This is a genomic window from Paenibacillus sp. 01T47 (assembly GCF_056398245.1).
In genome coordinates this window covers 284,612-301,253 of the sequence record NZ_JBFTPA010000001.1, presented here as the reverse complement: position 1 = coordinate 301,253, position 16,642 = coordinate 284,612, and the positions used below count along the sequence as shown (strand labels likewise).

General features: G+C 40.0%; 14 protein-coding genes. All 14 read right to left on the bottom strand.

Annotated elements, in window-relative coordinates:
• Positions 1 to 30: 30 nt before the first annotated feature.
• The 14 genes from AC1DOV_RS01240 to AC1DOV_RS01175 all read right to left on the bottom strand — a co-directional run bounded on the left by AC1DOV_RS01240 (position 31) and on the right by AC1DOV_RS01175 (position 16,557).
• Entirely contained in the window at positions 31 to 1,254 is a 1,224-nt protein-coding gene (locus tag AC1DOV_RS01240; RefSeq protein ID WP_477548947.1) for a glycosyltransferase family 4 protein, read from the bottom strand.
• Positions 1,255 to 1,280: 26 nt separating this feature from the next.
• Positions 1,281 to 2,006 (bottom strand): GNAT family N-acetyltransferase, encoded by a 726-nt coding sequence (locus tag AC1DOV_RS01235; protein ID WP_477548946.1) that lies wholly within the window; start codon positions 2,004 to 2,006, stop codon positions 1,281 to 1,283.
• A 20-nt stretch (positions 2,007 to 2,026) separates the two neighbouring features.
• Positions 2,027 to 2,647: a sugar transferase gene (locus AC1DOV_RS01230; protein WP_477548945.1), complete on the bottom strand. Its 621-nt coding sequence runs from the start codon at positions 2,645 to 2,647 to the stop codon at positions 2,027 to 2,029.
• 14 nt (positions 2,648 to 2,661) lie between these two features.
• Positions 2,662 to 3,879 carry a DegT/DnrJ/EryC1/StrS family aminotransferase gene (locus AC1DOV_RS01225; RefSeq protein WP_477548944.1) on the bottom strand — a complete coding sequence of 406 codons (1,218 nt, stop codon included), beginning with the start codon at positions 3,877 to 3,879 and terminating at the stop codon, positions 2,662 to 2,664.
• An 881-nt stretch (positions 3,880 to 4,760) separates the two neighbouring features.
• On the bottom strand, positions 4,761 to 5,642 hold the full coding sequence (gene galU / locus AC1DOV_RS01220) for a UTP--glucose-1-phosphate uridylyltransferase GalU (protein WP_477548943.1): 882 nt from the start codon (positions 5,640 to 5,642) through the stop codon (positions 4,761 to 4,763).
• Between the two features lie 44 nt (positions 5,643 to 5,686).
• On the bottom strand, positions 5,687 to 6,322 hold the full coding sequence (locus tag AC1DOV_RS01215) for a hypothetical protein (RefSeq protein ID WP_477548942.1): 636 nt from the start codon (positions 6,320 to 6,322) through the stop codon (positions 5,687 to 5,689).
• A gap of 32 nt (positions 6,323 to 6,354) precedes the next feature.
• Positions 6,355 to 8,178 (bottom strand): polysaccharide biosynthesis protein, encoded by a 1,824-nt coding sequence (locus tag AC1DOV_RS01210; RefSeq protein ID WP_477548941.1) that lies wholly within the window; start codon positions 8,176 to 8,178, stop codon positions 6,355 to 6,357.
• Between the two features lie 41 nt (positions 8,179 to 8,219).
• Complete coding sequence (locus AC1DOV_RS01205) at positions 8,220 to 8,912, bottom strand: CpsD/CapB family tyrosine-protein kinase (RefSeq protein WP_076268469.1); 693 nt, start codon at positions 8,910 to 8,912, stop codon at positions 8,220 to 8,222.
• Complete coding sequence (locus tag AC1DOV_RS01200) at positions 8,893 to 9,660, bottom strand: YveK family protein (RefSeq protein WP_339206390.1); 768 nt, start codon at positions 9,658 to 9,660, stop codon at positions 8,893 to 8,895. Before AC1DOV_RS01200 ends, AC1DOV_RS01205 begins: the two co-directional genes overlap by 20 nt.
• Positions 9,661 to 9,820: 160 nt before the next feature.
• On the bottom strand, positions 9,821 to 11,929 hold the full coding sequence (locus AC1DOV_RS01195) for an S-layer homology domain-containing protein (protein ID WP_477548940.1): 2,109 nt from the start codon (positions 11,927 to 11,929) through the stop codon (positions 9,821 to 9,823).
• Between the two features lie 120 nt (positions 11,930 to 12,049).
• Positions 12,050 to 12,835 (bottom strand): tyrosine-protein phosphatase, encoded by a 786-nt coding sequence (locus AC1DOV_RS01190; protein ID WP_441877746.1) that lies wholly within the window; start codon positions 12,833 to 12,835, stop codon positions 12,050 to 12,052.
• 195 nt (positions 12,836 to 13,030) lie between these two features.
• A complete protein-coding gene (locus AC1DOV_RS01185; RefSeq protein ID WP_477548939.1) occupies positions 13,031 to 14,008 on the bottom strand; it encodes a diaminopimelate dehydrogenase in 978 nt (325 codons plus the stop codon).
• A 33-nt stretch (positions 14,009 to 14,041) separates the two neighbouring features.
• Positions 14,042 to 15,301 (bottom strand): Glu/Leu/Phe/Val family dehydrogenase, encoded by a 1,260-nt coding sequence (locus AC1DOV_RS01180; RefSeq protein WP_076268474.1) that lies wholly within the window; start codon positions 15,299 to 15,301, stop codon positions 14,042 to 14,044.
• 326 nt (positions 15,302 to 15,627) lie between these two features.
• Positions 15,628 to 16,557 (bottom strand): DMT family transporter, encoded by a 930-nt coding sequence (locus tag AC1DOV_RS01175; protein WP_477548938.1) that lies wholly within the window; start codon positions 16,555 to 16,557, stop codon positions 15,628 to 15,630.
• Between the last annotated feature and the right edge of the window lie 85 nt (positions 16,558 to 16,642).

Genomic DNA, 16,642 nt, shown 5'->3' with positions numbered 1-16,642 from the left:
AAAAATAAAAATAATTTGAATATGATGTTTTTATTCCATCAATTCCTCTATCATTCTTAATATTTTTGGATAAGTATTTTTCCTATTAAACTTTTCCTCGGCGAGGTTGCGAGCATTAATCCCCATTTGTTTTCTCTCTGTCTCACTCATCATATATACTTTTTCTATTGCTTCTAGTAGGCTTGTTGTATCTTCTGGTTCATAATCAAGGCCAAACTTATAATCTTCTAGTAATTCTCTAAATTCTTCATTTAAACTTCCGTTCAATATAGGCCTCCCTGATGACAAATAATCACCTATTTTATTAGTTATACTTTGTGCTGCTTTTCTTTTTATAGCATTAATTACTGCATCTGACTTATTTAAATAACTCCACATTGTAGGATGATCAACCCAACCCGTGAATATAGCATTACTCCCAGTTTCATGAGCAAAGTCCTCTAAATCCTTCTGCAAGGGTCCACTACCAATTATTATTGGTTTTACGTTCAAACCTTTTTCATTCGCTAACTTGGCACTCATAATTAGTGTTTTAATATCGTAACTATGACCTAAAGAACCAATATAAGATAACCAGAACTCTCCTTGTTCTTTCTTAATACCTTGATTTTCTCTTGCACTATAACTATCAATACGATCCAAATCAGTTCCAATAAATACATAATCTCTTTTAGAGCTTTTTTTATTTCTTCTTTCAGCAATTTCTAAATACGTTTTAGAAACTGCTATGATTCCATCTGCTATTCCATAAACCTTATTCGCCATAATTTGTAATGGCGAAAATAAAATATTACTAATTACTGGTACATCTAAGACTAAGTCGTACATGACCTCAGGCCAAACATCCTGTATATCTATAACAAAGGGGATGTTTTTTCGCTTTGCATATTTACCAGCAGCCAACGCACTATCTAAGCCTGGTACACAAGAATAGACTAAATTAAATTCTTCTTTGGTTTCATTAAGGAATGTTTTTAAATTTTTAGTGAATGACCACATACTATAAATACGTCTAAAGCTGATATTACTGTAATATCCTACTTCGTCTAGAATTTCAATCTTATATGGCGCTTCTTTATAACATGTTTCATCTTTTCTAAAAGTACGATCTAATTCTCTAAATCGACTAGTTACAACAGTAACCTTATATCCCTTTTCTGCAAGCATTTCAGATATTAATTTAAACCTTCCTCTATTATTACCTTTTTCTCCTGGTAATTGTGTAAACTGCGCAATTACTAGTATGCTCTTCATATTATCATCACTTCTTATTTTTTATTTTATAAGTTCCATAAGTGGTAAACTTGATGACACCCTACTTGTTTACAACCATTCTTATGATAAAAGTTAATTGCATCCAAGTTTCGTACTTGGGTACCAACATTAATTCCTTTGACACCTTGTTGATGTGCTCCATATTCTACTGCCTTGAACAAACTAGTGCCAATGCCACCTTTAGTCTCTTTTTGAGAAACAGCAATTAGCTCAATTACACATGCATTATCTGAATATGAAAATAATAAAAAACCATTTATATCACCCATTTTATCCTTAGATAGTGCGTAAAACTTGTTGTTTTTTCCAAAAGAATTAATAAGCCATTGTTGATAGACCTGATCTCCACCTCGTTTAGCCAGATCAGGATCCTCTGTGAATTTCGAGAACTGATAAGTAGCTATTTCAATGATTTGATCATTTCTTTCTAGTGCTTGGTGGATTGTGACGTTTTTTGGTATTTCTTTTGGATCAACTAGTTTTTTTTCAAATTGTATATTTACATCTGCTAAAAACGCTGGAGCTTCTTTTCCGATCAACTGAGCATTAATAGGTTCAGAGTTTTTATTCATAATTGATATAAACTGATATTCTTTAAATCTAGCTTTTAGTGCTTCCCATTCAATTAAAGTAAGAGGTCTATGTAGTATAGCTTTAGCACTAGAAACACCGAAAAAGTATGTATCCCACTTTAATTCACTGAAGGTCACTGCATTTTCTAGACTTTCCATGAGCATCCCCCCTTACATTCCTACACCTGTATTTTGTTTGAATTTGTACTCTTATCGGCAACAAATACATCTTCACGTTTCAATACAGAAATAGCTGTTTTAAAAAAAATTTTAATATCAAGCCCCCAAGAAAGATGATTAATGTAGTAAATATCATTTTGAATTCTTTCTTTCCATGGCACAGTATTTCTATAATACGCCTGATTAAATCCCGTTACTCCAGGTCTAACTTCTAGCTTTCCTTCCTCATTACCCTCATATAATTCACGATGTTCCGGTAAGTCAGGTCTAGGACCAATGATACTCATGTCACCCTTAATAATATTTAAAAGCTGTGGTGTTTCATCAAGGCTTGTTTTACGAATAAACTTTCCAATCTTAGTTAATCTAGGATCATCTTCTGCATTAAAAGTTGACCCATCTTCATTTCTAAGATCAGGAGCATTCATTTTCATAGAACGGAACTTATACATCCTAAATACTTTTCCATTCTTACCTAATCGTGGGGCATTATAAAAAATTGACCCTTTGTCTTGATAGTAAATAATCGACGCTACGATAACTAGGATAATAAACCAAAATGGAAGTGCTATTAAAGCTAGGATTAAATCAAATACTCTTTTAAGGAACTTCTTATACATGCAGTAATTCCACCTTAGACTTCATTTAGTACTCTTTTTAAATTTCCAATTACATACTTTACATCCTCATCACTCAACAAAGTATGAAGCGGAAGAGTAATTTCATTAACATACTGTTTAAAAGCATTAGGATAATTAATGATATCAAATCCTAAATTCTTATAAGCCGTAAACATAGGTAATGGCTTATAATGTACATTACAAGCAACTCCAGCCTCAGCCATCTTAATGATTATTTCATTTCTTTGTTCTTCATTAATCCTGGGAATCCTCACTAAATAAAGATGGCCAGAAGAAGCAAAATCCTCACCATAATGTTGCAATCTTTGAATACCCAAAGGCAGAAGTGCCTTATCATACATTCCAATGATCTCTTTCCGTCTATCTAACAGACATTCATACCTATTAAGTTGTATCAAGCCAAAGCCAGCCATAATGTCTGTCATATTGCACTTATAGCCCGGATAGACAATATCATATTCCCATGCACCTTTTTGTGTTTTGGCAAGTGCATCTTTTGATTGACCATGAAGACTGTACAACATGAACTGCTCATATAGCCATTCATCATCTAAATCTCGATCATTTCTCCAAACAACCGCTCCACCTTCAGCAGTTGTAAGATTCTTTACAGCGTGAAAAGAGAAGCATGTAAAATCAGCAACTTGCCCACATTGCATCCCTTTTCTCTTGGCACCAAAAGCATGAGCAGCATCAGTCATCACTATTACTCTATTAAATAACCACTGGAGTTCATTATTAGGTTTAAACAGATCTTTCTTACTTTCTACTACTTCATATATCCGACCGTAATCACACATTATTCCTGCTATATCAACAGGAATAATCGCTTTTGTATTCTCTGTAATTGCATCAGCAAGTTTTGAATAATCCATCTCAAAAGAATCCACAGCCGTATCAACTAGTACAATTTTTGCACCAACGTGGTCTATAACTGCAGCCGATGCTGTATAGGTGTATGCTGAAGTTATGACCTCATCTCCTGGGCCTATACCTAAAATACGAAGAGTAAGCTCCATTGCTGCTGTTGCAGAATTTAAACAGACAGCTTTATTTGTACCAACGTATTCAGCTATTCTTTTTTCAAACTCTTTTGTTCTCGGTCCAGTTGTAATCCACCCAGACTTCATGGCTTTTACAACTTCTTCTATCTCCTCATCTGTAATATCTGGTGGAGAGAAGGGTATATTTCTTAATTCAATATCTATCATTTTATATTCCTCACTTTATTTAAGTTTTAGTTAAAGCATTAAAAAGATTTAGTAGATTAGGATTTAATTAGAAACTTCTTATTCTCATTCCAATTAACTACTAAACCACTAAAATTGTTATTCACTTCAGATAGTCACCTCGAATTATCTATTCAATCTAATAACTAAATATTAAATAGATATCCTTGAATTAATTATCCTAAACTGAGATTCTTCCTATCATACAAACCATTTATCAATCTATAAATCTTACTAAACAAGCCTTAGATCCTTTGCGTACAAAGTTTCTAGCGTTCCATCTGACTACGATAGTCAGCCACTTTTAATATACAATTAGATTCATTGAATATCTCTATATTAGTTCAATTTGTAACTGTTCAGCCCCTCACAAGCCCATTTGATAATCAAAACAAATAATAGAGAATTAATAATAATGGAAAGAATCAAACACTAGACTTTGCATAATTCAATCAATTTTATACCTGAAAAAGAAAAATCAAAAGGTGTACGAATCAATTGTATTAATGAGTCTAACCCTTTTTTCCATCCAGCCGTACAAAGAGCAAGTCTGGATGAAAAAGATGTGCCCTGCTCACCTGCCTACCTACCCACATACATCAAAGCACTATTGCACTCCTTTTTCCGCAACTAAATTATGTATAGGAGGGCAGCAACTTAACGAATCTAAAATAGTAAGTTGACACTAGTCATAAACGAAATTAACAGTTAAACCAATTCATATGCAAGCCTTTAGAGTTAAACTCTTTTGAACCTCCTAGTCAGCCTAGTTAATTATAATTTTCCTATCCAACAATCTAATCACCACAAAAGCAGCTTCTTATCTATATAATAATCTTTAAATAAGTTAGAGCCTGCGTTATCTATTTTTCTACTTTATTTTTTTCAATAACTTCCTCCAAAAAGGTGAATAATTCAAACTTTAATTCATTATTTTGCAGCGCCATTTCAATCGTTGTCTTTATAAACCCAATCTTCTCGCCCACATCGTACCTTATGCCTTCAAAATCATAAGCATAAACAGCTTCCGTGCGGTTAAGCTCAGCTATAGCATCTGTCAGCTGAATTTCACCACCAGCACCTGGCTTTTGATTTTCCAGTATCTCAAAGATTTTCGGGCTCAATATGTAACGCCCCATAATAGCTATATTAGATGGAGAATCTTCTTTCTTTGGCTTCTCCACCAAATTATTCACACTAAAGAGACGGTCGTGGATTTCCCTCCCGTCTACTATGCCATATCGTGAGACTTCATCCGGTAAGACGGTCTGAACGCCTATAATGGATGAGGTGTAACGGTCATATTGTTCAATCATTTGCTTCAAGCAAGGTTTTTCCGCTTGTACGATATCATCACCAAGCAACACTGCAAAGGGTTCATTTCCAATAAACTTCCTTGCACACCAAATTGCATGTCCAAGCCCTCTAGCCTCTTTCTGACGAATATAATGTATATCCACCATTTTAGAAGACTTTTGCACTTCATTTAGCAGTTCAAACTTCCCTTTTTCGAATAAATTTTGCTCCAATTCGAATGAATTATCGAAATGATCTTCAATCGCTCGTTTCCCCTTACCCGTGACAATAATAATGTCTTCGATTCCCGACTCTATCGCTTCTTCTACAATATATTGTATTGTTGGTTTATCAACGATTGGCAACATCTCTTTCGGCATCGCCTTGGTGGCAGGTAAAAATCTTGTTCCTAGACCAGCAGCAGGAATGATGGCTTTACGGACCTTCAAATGTTACTCCTCCTAGCAATCAATATGTTTATAATCTATTGGTTTTATTTTTCTTTTTTAACTTCATCGTAAGACTTACCCTGACTCATCCCATACTTTTTAGCAATTTTAATCAATTCATCATATTGCTCAGCTGATAATTTATCGAGAATAATGCTCCGTGCCTTTTTCTTTTCTTCTAGGTTCATTCCACCACTCGCCAAAGCTTGTAGCTCTTTAATATCAGACATACTAAGCTCTTTGAGCAATACAGTTGAAACTTGTGCCTTCTCAGATACCGTTATTTTTTCCTGAAGATCTTTAGCTTTGTCTATAGAAACCTCACCGCTATAACCGTCTTTAGGCTTTTCTTCTTCTTTGGATCCGCTTGAACCATTAGATCCACTATCCGTCGTATTATCTTTTACTGGCTTATCTTTAGTTCCGTTTGAACTATTTGTCGTTTCATCATCATCAACTGTTGAAGAAGGATCATCCTTCCCCGCCGTATCCGTACCCTGCTCATCTGTCTTCGTTTCCGGTGTTGTCACTTCATTCAACAAATCACCCTCAAGGTCAGCAGCCAACGTAGAAATAAGCTTATCCACAGCATAATTAGCTGCAAATAAGCCCCCTACTCCTAGTATGACAATGATTGATGCGACCCAAATTAATATCTTCTTCCACTTTTTCTTACGCATGTGTAATCTCCTCCGTTATGGTAATCTGTCTGCTAAGATACATGTGAATAAAAAGGAACAAGATGCTCGATAACATCTTTAATTGTCGTTTGATTATCTCCAATGGCTTTCTCGATTCGTTTGAATTGAAGCTCGAGTTCTACTCTATTGATTTGTGTTGGCTTGCCTATGTAAATTCGCTCATGTTGTGTGGATGACACTGCTTCTTCATCCGTTAACAGCTCTTCGAACAGCTTCTCGCCTTCACGCATACCGCTAAAGTTTATTTCGATATCTATATTCGGTTCGTAACCTGATAATCGAATGAGATCCTGCGCTAGATCAAGAATACGAACCGGTTCTCCCATATCTAGAACAAATATTTCTCCACCTTTGGCAAATGATCCCGCTTGAATAACGAGCTGTACCGCTTCAGGTATCGTCATGAAATATCTGACCATGTCGGGATGTGTAACAGTAACCGGACCGCCTGCAGCAATTTGCTGCTTGAACCTTGGAATAACGCTTCCTCGACTTCCTAGTACATTACCGAAACGTACTGCCACGAACTGGGTCTCACTTATTGTATTAATACTCTGTATGTACATCTCTGCAATTCTCTTGGTCGCCCCCATAATGCTTGATGGATTAACCGCTTTATCGGAGGAGATCATGACGAACCGTTCTGCTTTATATTTATCCGCGCAATCAGCTACGTTCCTCGTACCGAAAACATTGTTCTTAACTGCCTCCGATGGATTTCGTTCCATAAGAGGCACATGCTTATGGGCTGCTGCATGGAACACAACCTGTGGCCTAAACCTGCGGAATACATCATCTAAACGACTTCGATCTTGAATGTCAGCTATAACCGTTTCCAAATGTACATTAGGGAATTTCGTCTTCAGCTCCATCTCAATCGTATAGATACTGTTCTCACCGTGTCCAAGCAGGAGTAAGGATTTAGGTCTAAATGAAGAAATCTGCCTGCATAGCTCTGAACCAATCGATCCTCCAGCACCTGTTACTAGAACAACTTTATCGGATACATAATTGGCTATACCTTCTAAATCTGTCATAACAGGTTCTCTACCTAGCAAATCTTCTACTTCAACATTGCGTAAAGCTTTTACCGCGAGGCGCCCTTTGATAAAATCGTTAATAGAAGGGATAATCTTGACTTTTGCTCCGGTCAGCTTGCAAATATTAATAATTTCCGTTATATGCACTCGCTTTGCAGACGGCATCGCGATAATAATGTCATGGATGTGATGTTTATGTACGATCTCTTCAATGTTCACCCTAGTTCCCAGAACTGATAAACCGACTACCTGCATATTGCGTTTATGTGGATCATCATCAATAAACCCTACTATACGATTGCCTAAAAAGCTGTTGCTTGTCATGATTTCCTTTGCAATTAACGCCCCACAATCTCCAGCGCCAACAACAAGTACATTGTTTGTCAAAGCGGTCTTTTTGGTTCTATTTACTCGGATTAAGCGCCAGAGGAACCGTGAGCCACCCATTAATAGGAGCATGAGTTCAAGTGTTCGAGAGCTAATGGAGATAGGGACTCGTTCCCCATTTAATGCATAAGTTGCTCCGTACGATAAAACAAGTCCAATCACTATGGCTTTGGCCAGCTCAATAATTTCACCAATACTGGCATATTGCCACATTCGTCTGTACATTCGAAAAAAAGCTAAGCTGCTGCCGCATATAATGGTAGTTAAACATGCGAATTCAAGCATTTGTCTCACGTAGATGGGAGGGATGTTTCCGTTAAAACGAAAGAGATAGGATACCCCAATCGCTATCCATATAATACAAATATCTACCACCAGTATGACCAGCATTCTATTTCTATTACTCAACTAACTCATCCCTCCGCCAAAAGACATCTACTTGTATTTTTTCATTTCTCTTGAACACCATAATAATAGTAGTAAGCCTCTTCATTTGCCTTACGCTTCACATTATTCAGCACTACTCCCAAAATACGTGCATTTACACTCTCAAGGTTTTTTACAGCTTTGCTGGCAATATCCCGCTTTACTTTCCCTTGATCAACAACAAGAATTACGCCATCACTTTTCGTAGCTACAATTTGTGCATCCGTTACTGCAAGCAGCGGCGGCGTATCAATGAGTACAATGTCATACATTTGTCTAAGCTGCTCAATTGTTGCCGTCATCCGCTTTGAACCCATCATCTCTGCCGGGTTTGGCGGTATGGCGCCAGATGTAATCACATCTAGATTAGGAATGTCTGTAACTTGTATTCCTTCCTCGAGCGAGCACTGCTGTGAAATAATGGACGACAACCCATAACGATTAGAGATAGAGAATGTATGATGGGCAGTAGGCTTACGAAGATCGGCATCAATAAGAACAACTTTCTTCTCGGATTGCGCGAAAGTGACAGCCAGATTCGTTATCGTTGTCGACTTCCCCTCACCAGGGCCTGCTGAAGAGACCATTAGCACCTGCAATTTCTCATCTATTGATGAGAACTCTATGTTCGTCCTCAGAGCGCGATAGGATTCTGATATGGGAGAACGAGGATTCGTTAGCGTAATGATCTGACGCTTATTTTTCAATCGAGACACCCTCTAATTCACCTGCCTTGTAAGTTTGAGTTGTTTTGCTGGTTTGGCTAGAATTAGCATCCTCCGTATTCATTCTTGAGATCATAGCAAGCGTGGGCTGACCCAAAAACTGCAGCACATCTGCTTCGGTTTTAATCGTGTCATCCATATACTCAAGTAAGAATGTAATACCTACAGCAATCATTAAAGATACAATAAACGCGATCGCGACATTAAGAGGAACATTCGGTGACACCGGACTTGGCTGCGCATCGACCACAGCTTCATTCAGAATCGATACATTCTCCACTTTAAAAATATGCTGGATTTCTTCGCGGAAAACATTCGACACCGCATTCACAACCTGTGCTGCTTGCTTATAATCCACATCTTGCACGACTAATGTCATGACCTGTGTATTATTTACAGAGCTAACCTGGATTTTACGTGAGAGCTCAGTTGCAGTTAATCCAAGCTGTGGATATTGCTCAGCCACTTTATCCAATATAGCTGGTGTTTTAATAATCTCTTTGTACGTATCGATCATTTTGATATTGGAGTTGATTTGATTAAGATCAAGCTGGCCGGTTGCCATTTGTGTCGTCGTTTGATTTACGATTATTTTAGTAGATGCCTCATAGACCGGATCTTTAAAAAACATGCTAATAACGGCCGCAGCTGCTGTACAGAGGAAAACAAATACTAATATTAGCGCCAATCTCTTCTTTATGATTGCCATATACTGTCGTAAGTCTAGTTCGTTAGACATGCATATTCCTCCATGGGATATAGTTATTTAGAATGAGAATATAATCCTCAAGAACTATACCTTACTACATAATAATCTATAATCTTACAATATCCTATATATTCCCGAAAAAAATCTTCCTCTCATCCACATGAGAGGAAGATTTTGTATATATTTATACTTAATTGTCGAAGTTCAGTGCACGGTAAATAATTACTGCTGCCTCTGCACGAGTCGCATTGTTATTTGGCAAGAACTTGCCTGCATTTCCAACTACGATTTTGTGAGTTGCCGCAAATGCAACGCCATCTTTTAATGACGCATTAATTTTTCCAGCGTCCGCAAAGTCTTTTAGTGCAGCATTTACATCAGCTACATTAGAAGCGCCTTGCGATACTTTCAATGCGCGAGCGATCATCGTTGCCATCTCAGCACGAGTAATCGTTGCATTTGGATCAAATTTAGTATCTGAACGGCCGTTAATGATTTTGAGTTGTGCCGCAGCAGCTACGTATGGTGCATACCAAGCAGCTGAATCGACATCAGCAAAACCTTCTGTAGCTGAGCCATTCTCAAGATCAAGAGCACGGATAAGCATTTTCGCGAATTCAGCGCGAGTTACTTTGTCCTTCGGTGCAAATTGACCTTCTGATTTACCTTCGATTGCACCCTTAGCAGCTACAACGCTAATTTCGCGGCCAGCCCATGCTTCTACAGAAGCAATGTCTTTGAACGAAACTTTGTTTTCTACAACAACATAAGAGGAGAACGAATCACGAGATTCGATAATAGAGTTGCCCGATACACGTCCACCGTGGAATACTAGCTTGCCATCAACGATTTTCGCTACGGAAAGAAGCTCTTTATCAAGACCAGTTGTATCGCCCAGCGGAATGCTGATTACAATCGGTTGATCGAATGAAGTTTTTGCAGTGCCGCCAACCGTTAGGTTGAAGTCATAAACTTCAGATACTGATTTCAGCGTGCCTACAACGTCAGCAGATACATCGCTCTTCTTAATAGTAAGACCAATAGCAGAAGAGAATGAACCGCCTACAGGAACAGTCACTTCAAATTTGCCAATCGTGAATGTTGCACCAGATACATTTCCAGCTGCCGCAGCTTTAACCACTGCATCAGAAAGGTTCAAAACAACATCCTTTTGTGCTACTTCACCAAGATTGATTTGCAAAGCAGTCTTGGCAAGTGCAGAAGCTGGTGCTAGTTCTTTCACCTTGGATGCAACCGTGTTAATACCAGCAACTGCTGACAATACACTCTTCTCATCCAATTGAAGAACAGCTTGTCCATTTACTGTAGTAACACTTGAAGCTGCACTGATTGCTGCAAGCTTAGCAATTTCTGCTTTTGCATCAGCAACAAATTTAGTAACAATAGCTGCTTTCTCAGCATCAGTTGCTTTATCAAGCGCTGCTTTCAAATCGTTTAGCAATTTGTCAGTTGATTCAGGAAGCTGTGTAGCTGGTGTTACTGTGCCACCTGGACCACCCGGAGTAATTGGAGGTGTAGTCGGATTCAAATATTGATAAGCTTTGAACAAAGATCCTGCCGCAGCAACAAATGTAGCATCTTTGTCTACAGCTTCTCTTGCACGTGACAACACGCCAATGACATCATCTTTAGTAATACCGAAATTTGTAAGCAATACTTGCGCTTTATATTGTTTAGTCGACAATTCGTTCAGTACGCTTTGCATTAATTGCTTAACACTGTCTTTATCAGTCAAAAGAGCGAGCAAACCATCAAAGTCCTTGGCACCTACTTGCTTAACCAATTCTTTCTGAATATCGAAGAAGTACAGCGCAATGTCATCGATTGAAAGATCGGACACCTTTCCACGATCAGCAAAGGTTTGAAGCAGCGTGCTATACTTTGTATGCAATTCCTCAAGTCCTGCTACCGTTGGACCGTAAGACCAATCTATTGCATCCAAGAAAAGTTGTTCCAATTCTGTTTCTTCTTCATCCGATACAATAATTTTATTTACGATCGGATTTACGATATCGCCTTGCTTATGAATATCTAAAGAACTAAGTGCATCTTGCAGCGCTCTTACATTAGCCCAACCGCCTGTCGCTTTGAGTGCGTTATCTAGTTTCTTCGCTTCAATTACAAGAGCGGAATCCGCCAATGACGAAGATGCATAAACAACCCCATTTACTCCAAGCTTCTCTGCCAAACCTTTGCTACTTAGCGGAATGCCAGCGAAAGCCGTAAGGGCTACGCTTGCCGCAATTGTAGAAACTGCTAATTTTTTTCTTAATGTCACTTTCTTCACTCCTAATTATATGATAATAGTTGCACTCATCTAATAGATGAATGACTAATAACGCCAATAAAATCATTTTTAGTATGCGCTTTCTTCAACTACCAATCATTCTAGCGCGCACTATTTTTTGTAGAAATAGGAAATAAAACGACGCAAAACCCCGTCTGAAGAAACTATAGTAATAGGCTGGTTATGTATAGGTTTGTCGTCTAACACAGACTGAGCGTTGGATTGCAAATAGGTAACCCACTGTTCTCCCATCCGCCTCTCAATGGACGCGTAGGCTTCGCCCAGACGAAAACCACGGCGCTCAATATGATGAGCATCGGAAGATACAAAATGAATATGGCCCGCCTTCAATAATGACCATGCGGACTGTTCAATGCGCTTACCAAATCCCCCAAGCAGTGAGTGGGTCGTAACCTGTGCGAATGCGCCTGCTTCAATAAGCTCAGCTAATCGATCGGGGTGCTTCACAACTTCTGCATTTCTTTCTGGGTGAGCGATAATCGGTTTCAACTTCAATACATTAAGCTCATGCACGAGCTCAATCATCGCCTTCGGAATACGGGAGGATGGCATCTCAATCAATACATAACTAGAGCCGGCTAAGGGAAGCAATTCTTTTCTATACCAAGCATCGAGCAGATCATCATGAACGCGAATTTCTTGACCTGTATGTATAGCAATAGGCACACCCGCAGCTATTAACTGTTCGTTAATAGAGAGAGTGTGCTTAGCTACGTCGATTGCTGTATTGGTATAGGTTCCATTGGCATGGTGCGGAGTGGCGATGATCGTTGTAATTCCCTCTGATACAGCTGCCCGGGCCATATTCAGAGTATCATCGAAACTTGCCGCACCATCATCCAATCCAGGTAAAATATGCGTATGGATGTCTATCATGCTGAGTTCACTTCCTAGTAGAATTTACCTGTTAGGTAGGTTTGAACCTATTCTACCATAGGAAAATGGATCTTTCAGCACTTCTCCCTATAATTCGACAGTAATTACTCTCACTTTTTCATTATATCCTACTATTTCCAAAAGTGTAAGTAAAAAATTGTAAAATGGAGGGGAATGTTCAGAAAAGTTTCAGAACTATAGAAGCTCTTTACGCAGTTCTGCTGCGGATTTTGGTGAAAGGTAGCCGTATGGAATGTCGAATACGGTTTTGGCTCCAGACTGTCCTTCACGAGCAAATTTATAAGCTGCTCTAGCATAAGCAACAAGCACGCTAGCCGTGAATTCAGGGTTGCTGTCAAGCTTCAAACCGAACTCGATAATTTGAGTGCTGTTCTCGCCTGTTTTGCCACTGCGAAGCACCATACCACCATGAGGCATTGTGGAATGCTCGGCTTTCAATGTTGCTTCATCAATGAAATGAACCGTCGTATTATAATCGGAGAAATAGTTCGGCATCGTACGGATTTCCTCAGCAATCGCGTCTTGATCAGCACCCTCTTCTGCTACGATGTAGCAATCACGGACGTGCTTCTCACGCGTTGTAAGCTCTGGATTTTCACCGTTACGAACTCGTGCTACTGCCTCTTCACTAGGAATGGTGTATTGAACGCCGTTCTTAACACCTTTCACGCGGCGAATTGCATCTGAATGGCCTTGGCTTACACCTTTGCCCCAGAATGTATATTCCTTGCCTTCTGGCAATATTGCCTCAGCAAGCAGACGATTCAATGAGAACAAGCCTGGGTCCCAGCCTGTGGATATTACACTTACTTTATTGCTCGTTTTGGCAACTGCATCTACCTGATCAAAAAATTCAGGAATACGCGCATGCGTATCGAAGCTGTCAACCGTATGGAACAAGCGGGCAAAAGCTGGAACCTGCTCTGGCAAATCTGTTGCTGAGCCGCCGCAAAGAATCATAACGTCGATATCATCGACAAAGCGCTCAGCATCTTCAATTTTATATGCTTTTGTTTCAGACGGAATAGATGCTGGGTCTCTGCGAGTAAAGATCGCATCCAATCTCATATCCGCACTTTGTTTAATTGCAAGCTCTACGCCGCGTCCAAGATTGCCGTAACCAACAATACCGATGCGAATCTGTTCTGTCATGACGCCGCCACCTCTTCTTGTTTTATAAATATATTAGATCCAGCCTCTAGCTTCCATTGCTGCTGCGATCCGTTTGATCGAAATCATATAAGCAGCTGTACGAAGGTCAGTGTCATGTTCCTTAGCAAGATCACGAACAGCTACGTAAGAAAGAATCATATTCGTCTCAAGCTTCTCAAGAACCTCTGCTTCGCTCCAGTAGTAGTTAGCCAAGTTTTGTACCCACTCGAAGTACGAAACCGTAACGCCGCCTGCATTTGCAAGTACGTCTGGAATAACTGTGATGCCGTGGCTCCAAAGTACGCGATCCGCTTCTGGTGTTGTTGGTCCGTTTGCAGCTTCTGCAACGATTTTCGCTTTAATGCGATCTGCATTTTTAGCAGTAATTACGTTTTCTAGAGCAGCTGGCACCAAAACATCAACATCAAGCTCAAGCAAATCTTCATTAGAAATATAGTACTTCTCGCCATACTCACGGATGGAAGTCGTATCCTTTAGTATGGAGATCTGTTCGATATCCAATCCATTCGGATCGTAAATTCCGCCCCTGGAGTCGCTGACTGCTACAACTTTAATGCCTGCTTCGCTAAGCAAACGAGCAGCAATGCGACCAGCGTTGCCGTAACCTTGAATCGCTGCAGTAGCCGTTTCAATAGGAATATTCTTATCTTGAAGTGCTGCCAAGATTGTGTACACACAGCCTTGTGCTGTTGCTTCATTACGACCTTGGGATCCGCCAAGAATAAGCGGTTTACCTGTAATAACGCCAGGTGAGTTAACGCCTTTTAGTCTGCTGTACGTATCCATCATCCAACCCATGATTTGTGGAGTCGTGTATACGTCCGGTGCAGGAATATCTTTGTCAGGACCTACAAAATCAGCGATAGCTTCCATGAAAGCACGGCTAACACGCTCTAGCTCGCCTTTGCTAAGAAGATGTGGATCACAAATAACTCCGCCCTTGCCGCCGCCGTACGGAAGGCCAACAACGCCACATTTAAAGCTCATCCACATGGAAAGTGCTTTTACTTCATCAAGCGTTACATCGGGGTGAAAGCGAATGCCGCCCTTAGTCGGTCCAATCGCGTCATTATGCTGGGAACGGTAACCTTCGAACACTCGAATTGAGCCATCATCCATACGAACTGGGAAGTTAACCGACAGCACGCGCTTCGGCTGCTTCAAGATGTCTGTAACATGCTTAGGCAATTGTAGATGGGCCGCTGCAGTATCGATTTGCTGTTGTGCGATTTGGTACGGATTTAACGTTTCTTCTACTATACTCACTGTCATTTTAAGTTCAGTCCTTCTTCGTAGAGTCCGACTCCCATTCCATGGATTAGCCGCTTTTTTGATTTTACCTTTTTCATCACTATTTTAAAAGAAAAATTTCGTTATTTAGTGCAAAAATTCTACATTTTTATCCATTGTCATGTTAGGTTTCACGTGATGGGAGTTACCATAACACACACTGTTCTTTAATAATCCTTTTTATGTAAAAAATAAAAGAGTTTCGCACTAAGTTAGTCTAACTTAGTACGAAACCCTCACATGATACATTTTTATACAATTCGAATTCGATCTCATAAACTAGCAACCGCAATTATGAATCACAAGAATTAACCATTCGTCTCCACTGTCTTCACGGACGATTTGCTTCGTGATTTGCTCTCGATGCTGATCCATATCAGCCCAGCGGCCATGCAACCTGCGCCGCACATTTGCAGCAGCGCGATCTTCTCATCGAACATCACATACCCAGCTACAACAGCCGCCGCCGGAACCGCATAACGGAAAAAGTTAGAGCGCGTTGCGCCAACCTTGAACATACATGCATTCCAAACTACAAAAGCGACAACAGTGCAAATCAATACATTATAGCCAATGGATAAATAATGCCCCGCCTGAAGAGCCGACCAGTCCGTTTGCCCCCAAGCCCCAAAGGTGAGCGGCAGCATAAACAACGATCCAAAAGCTATCGTCCACGTACTTACACGCAGAGCAGAGTATTGCTTCATTAGCGACATGGAGCTTAGATTAAATAACGGACCGACAATGCTGACTCCAAGCGCCATTAAGTTGCCGATCATATCGTCAGATGAGAGACTGAAGCTTTCACCGCCGCCCAGTATGACGAAACATACTCCAACAATGGATATCGCTCCGCCAACAATGAGTCTCTTCGTGATGGTTTCGCGCATGAATAAAGGGGCAAACAATGCAGCGAAGATCGGCCACGGCGCTACGTTCAGCAGCGACGCATTGGCTAAGGTCGTATATTTAATCGAGTACATTACCGTAATTTCGAGCAGTGTAATGCCAACTAGCCCAATGAGAGCAAGCTTCGGCACGATTCGCCACGGAATGCCCACACTGCCCTCTCTTAGCTTAAGAATGAGAAAGAAAAACGGAATAGCCAATCCAAATCTCAAAAACGAGAAAACGATGGGATTAAACGACTCCATAGCTAACCGCGATATGCCGAAGTTCGCTCCCCACACAACAGCGATTAGTATAAGACCGCCGTAATTCATCCATCTGCTATTCATGCTCTCCGCCCCATCTATTCACATTTGCCGCCTCATCTGGAAATATCTCATCCAGCATAGCATGGGAATCATTAGAAAAACGCTA